The sequence below is a fragment of the Mesoflavibacter sp. CH_XMU1422-2 genome (assembly GCF_037029245.1).
Classification (GTDB): Bacteria; Bacteroidota; Bacteroidia; order Flavobacteriales; family Flavobacteriaceae; genus Mesoflavibacter; species Mesoflavibacter zeaxanthinifaciens.
Map to the genome: position 1 here is coordinate 1 of NZ_JAYMEE010000058.1, position 5,391 is coordinate 5,391.

At 29.9% G+C, this 5,391-nt stretch carries 3 protein-coding genes; all 3 read right to left on the reverse strand.

Features of this window, described 5'->3' with window-relative positions:
* Positions 1-227: 227 nt before the first annotated feature.
* A complete protein-coding gene (locus tag WA340_RS07545) occupies positions 228-3,587 on the reverse strand; it encodes a DEAD/DEAH box helicase (protein WP_336128267.1) in 3,360 nt (1,119 codons plus the stop codon).
* Positions 3,584-4,414, reverse strand: a complete 831-nt coding sequence (locus tag WA340_RS07550; protein ID WP_336128269.1) for a Hachiman antiphage defense system protein HamA — start codon at positions 4,412-4,414, stop codon at positions 3,584-3,586. Before WA340_RS07550 ends, WA340_RS07545 begins: the two co-directional genes overlap by 4 nt.
* A 284-nt stretch (positions 4,415-4,698) precedes the next feature.
* A partial coding sequence (locus tag WA340_RS07555; protein ID WP_336128270.1) for a hypothetical protein occupies positions 4,699-5,391 on the reverse strand: 693 nt, incomplete at its 5' end.

The following is a 5,391-nucleotide window of genomic DNA, read 5'->3' on the forward strand; positions in this document are numbered from 1 at the left end:
GCCTTACAATGGTGAACATAGAAGTACTCTAGCAATAAATAATTAATATTTTACTTGTTTATTGCCTCAGTTCTTTGTTGTGCATAGTACTTTTTCCGTTCTGCTTGGTTTTCCGATGTTTCTTATTTAGTTCTACATTGAGCGTTGGCTAGACATACTCTTTTGCAATTTTTGGTGTAGCGTTGGCTGTAGCGAATTGCAAATGTGTATGGCCTTTAGCTTCGGCTTCATTCCTCAAATTTTAAATATGGGTTTAAATTAATCATTTTCCAAAGTCCATCACTTGCATCATAATCAAAAAAGACTCCATCAACATCATTAACAGAAGAGAAATCAATTTCAGAAGTACTTATGTCTTCTATTAATTTATAATCAGGACTTGTTAAATACTGTATTCCATTAATTTTCTTAGCAAGTAAACGATTAGTTATCTTGTGCTTATCAGGAAATGTAAAATTAGGTACTGATTGTAAAACGTTAATTTCTCTTTTCGAAAATTTAGATAATAATATGATCCATTTAAATGCTCTTTCAGAAATCAATTCTTTATATTTTCCAAAGCTATTGATTAAATCATTTTTGTAAAATTTGATGCTTTTATCCCATAATTCATTGTCATATAACCCACTAATTTCATTAGCGGAAGACCTTGACCTAATTCCACATTGATAAATTTTGACACTTACTAAATTTGGTAAACCGAGTTCAACTAATATTGATAATTCTTCAATCGTATCTGCTTCAATATTGAGTTCTTTATTTCTTAGTTTTTTCGAAATTCCGTTTAAAACCCAAGGAAGGCTGAATGAATAATATTTGGTAACGATGTTAGTTGCTTCTTCAAGAGTTGCTATTTCTGATAAAGGAATAGCTTTTAGCCATTTATCTCTTATCTCATCTTTATTAACACTTTCTATAAATTCTTCAGAAAGAACATTGATTTCTTTAATTTCATTTTCAATATCCTTTAGCAAGTTAATTTTCGAATCAATATTTATGTCATTTGATAAATAATCTTGAATAATGCTTATTAATTTGTCTAATTTTTCTTCGATTTGTAAATCGCTGTTAAGCGGTATGCCAGATTTAATTATCGAATTCCATTTACTTTTGTCATCACCTACTTTTGTTACGATTCCTTTAGTTCTTGCTTTAAGAAACTGAATTACGTCTTCTCCAGTAATTTCTTCTGATTTTTCCGCCTGAATGTAAGCTAATGAATTCCTAAAGTAATCATCAGTCCATCCGTATTTGTCATCTTCTGAACTATTTAAACTATGTAAAGATAAAAGACCATCATCAATCCAATCTAAAGTATTATTAATTGCTTCTGAGTTTTCGTGTATTTCTGAAATGTTATTATCTGCTATTAATTCTATTAATTGTTCAAATGATACATCATTTGAGTTAGCTATTTTCTTTAGAATTTTAATTAACTCTAAGCAACCACTCTGTGCATTATCAATTTTAGCTTTATCGAAATAGTCAAATATTAGATTTCTTTCCCAATTAACTTTTCTTGATTTTTTATTTACAGTATCTAATGCTACTAAAATTTTGCCTTCGTGGTCTACAAATGCTCTTCCGGCTCTTCCTGCAATATTCCAAAAATCTCTAGAAGTAATTAGATTTCCTGCTTGATATAATGTCGAGAATATTACAGTTGATACACCCAAATTAACACCTTGCCCTAAAGTTGAAGTCGCAATTATAACTCTAGGCTTGTCTTTACTCATTAACCTTTCAAGAGGTAATCTAACATCTGATAACAAATCAGCATTGTGGCATAATATTCCTTTTCTGGCAAAATATAGCCATTCTGATTCTTCGCCATAAGATTCAATACAAGCTAGCTCAAATGCATTCCAATCATTTTGATTTTTGTATGGATAACTTACATCATCTTCAAGACATTTGTCATATTCGCGAGCTATTGTAAATACAGATTCTTTTCTGCCGACAAAAATTAAAACAGGACCAAATGTTCTAAGTTTATAAGCTGTGCTTGCTATGGCTTGGTTTTTAGTCTCAGGAAAATATCTTATTCTAGTTTGTCTACCTATTAAGGGCTGTTCTTGACTTAATATAAATTTTGGATTGAAAGAATTCCTTTCTGTATCAGTACTTCTCCAGTTTAAATCAACTGAATCGCCATTCCATTGAAGAACGCCTAATCTTTCATCCGAAGGTCTCCAATTTGCTTTAAAAACGTTTTCGCTTGAGTCAGTTAACCATTCTGCTAAATCTTCTGCATTTGGAAGAACGGCTGATAATAGTAAAAATCTACCAGTATTTTGTTTAATAAAATATCTTAATTCTTCATAAAAAATCTCATTAACAATTAGTCTTTTATTCGCTCCCAGCAAATGACCTTCATCTATAACAACAAGTTTAATTTGATTTAGAATTTCATTGTTACCTCTAAGCATAGCTTTTGCTTTCTCTGGTGTAGCTATTATTACATCAGATTCATCAATTACTTTCTCGTCAAGTTTACTAAATAAACTACCACCATAAAGGTGTGATACAGAAATACCGATACTATGGAATATTTCGTCTAATGAATTTTCAATTTCATAAGCTAATGACCTAAATGGTGCGATGTATAATACTTTACTTCCCTTGTTTTTCGAAATAGAGTCCAAAATTGCTATTTCTGCAATTCTTGTTTTTCCGCTACTTGTTGGTATGCTTACCACACATCCATTATTTTCTTCGCTAATTACTTTAGATAATGAATTGCGTTGAGTTATGAATAACTCATAAATTCCTCCATATTTTTGATACGTTAACGAATGAATATATTTACGAGCTAATCCATCGCTGGTGTCAAAATATTTGCCAAGTGAATTCCATAAAGAAGCTTCTGAAATACCATCTGTTATTATTATCAATAATCTAACTACCCACCAAACATCAGGTTCGTTTTTAATCTGAGTAATTATTTTTAAATTTTTAAGATTGGTTTTTGCTAACTCTAAAAGATATTTTTCTCCTGTGTAGAAGTATTTAATGAAGTTATTTAAAGATTTTGCAATGGTTATTTCATAGATGTTTTTGCTTGAATCTATTTCATCATTGTTTCCTGATAAATAGTCGTCATTGTAAATTTCATTTACCATCATACTATTTATTATCGCCTGAAGTTCTTGGTAATTTCGACTAATAAATAAGGAAACAATTTTTGAAATAACAGTATCATTTTCAATTTTCTTAATTAATATGAATGCTTTTAAGTATTGAAAACAAACGTAATAAGACAGCGCTGAAATAAGACCATAGTAATTGCCTAGATTAGTTTTTACTTCAGGCGAACCGTGAATGTTTTCTAATATTGAGGCTCCTTTTTCTAAAGGGAATATTCCATTTTTTAAATGTTCATTTTCTATAAATCTACATCCTAAGTTAAGATAATGAAATGCGAGAAGGTTTAACTTATCATCTTTAATAGTGTATTTTGGAAAGTTATCTACACTTTCTGCAGTATTATAAAGAATGTATCTAGCATTTGCTTGAGCAATTAGATTTTGAAGAGTTGAGTCTTTTTCAATTCTATCTAATTTTTCTTGAATTTGGTCAAAAGTCATAAAGCTGATGGATTAGCAATTAGTTCATTTGCTTTATCAAAAACAAGATTTATGAAGTTTTCTGGGTTTTGAATACCGATAGAAATTAAGATTAATTCTGGATTATCATTATTAAGATTATTTTCTACGAACCTTGAAGTATGTTCATTGCTTAAAATTAAACCTGTATAAATTAATTGACCTTTATCCTTTATATCTTGTACTATAAAATCATCCAGTTTTAGTGCTAATTCGTTATCGGTTTTAGCTATTTCTTCAACTAAAAAAGAATAAGAAAGAGGCATCTTTTCTTTTTCCAAAGATGAAGAAACATCATCAACAACTTGTTTTGAAGGTGTACCTCTAAATTTTGATTCTCCTAGATAAATTTTTAAATCATTCCCGCCTTCTTGTTCTAATAGGTCGACCATTAATGTGTCATCTCCTTTAATTGCTTGGTCAACATTCGGATTGTACTTAAGTTTAAAAACTTTTATTAATTCTCGATTTAAAGTACTTTGAATGTATTCGGTAAGTAAAATTTCTGTTGCATTTCCTTTTTTTACTTTATCAACTATTGGTAGTTTTCTATTTTGTTCAGCGTATTTTGGAAAACCTAATTCTCCATATTTTTTCTTGAGTTGCTCTAGCCGAAAAGTAGAGTAGTGATGACTGATTAATTTATTTGCCATCCATAAAATCAAGTCCTCATTTTCATCGTTATTTATCTCAGTTAATTCTCTATGACATTTGGTAGCTGTAACTGGAATATCATTCGCTTTTAACCAAGCTCCAAGAGGATGTGTTGTGTCTGGATGTTTTCCGATTAAACTTACTTGTTTGGTCATATTTGTGTTTTTGAGCGTTGGTTAAAAACAGCTCTTTTGGTTTTTTTAGCGTTGACTTATTTGTTGGCAAAAAAACTAAATGTGCTGTTTGTGCGTTGGCGTTATTAGTTCAAATGTTCAATTTTAACACGATTATCCGTATTATGCACAACGTGTTTGGCTATGATACGTTGCGGAAAAATCCGCAGGATTCTTTCCGCCATAGCCGAAAGATAGTAAATTGCAATGAAATTCCGAAAGGAATTTCAGCCGCAATGGATTATAGCCGTTGTTGCCAGTAGTTTTTATTTTTTAAATTCCATTTTTTCTAAATCATAATTACTTTTATATGTCTTATCAATTAATTTTTTTCCATCACATCTAAATTTCCATACAAGAGTAATTTGAATCTCATTATTTATTAATTCATATGAATATTTTGGATTTGATGAACTCGAAGAGCAGTTCGAATTTTTATAAGTATTCATATCAGTCTCAGGAATAATTTTATTCCAAAATTCTTGTCTAATTAATTCTCCATCAGCTTTTTCATAGTTTTTAAAGTTTTGTGATAATGCACTATTTTCAACCTTGTATAATTTCCGTTTGATGTTCAAAGCTTTTAATTCATTTTCTCCAAAATATGTATAGCTTTCATCTTTAAACAATTCATAACAATTCTGGTCAAGTTTAGAATTAGATTCGTTTTTCATCCATATCTGAAAAAAATCATCTAAGTTTATTTTGGTCGCTTTGTCAAGTTCATTTCCAATTTTCACCTGTTCAAAGCTTGTTGGTTCTTTAGTTGAGTTGCAACTTGTGAAAGTCAAATTGCTAATCAGACAAATAATCAGAACAAAAAATATGTTTTTCATAAATTTTAATTTCAGAATTGAGTTAGTTCGAATTACTGGCAACGTTAGCGTATAAATTTCAGTTGCGGAAAATCGGTTACGATTTTCCGATTTAGACTGAAAGATAGAAAATTGCAATGAATT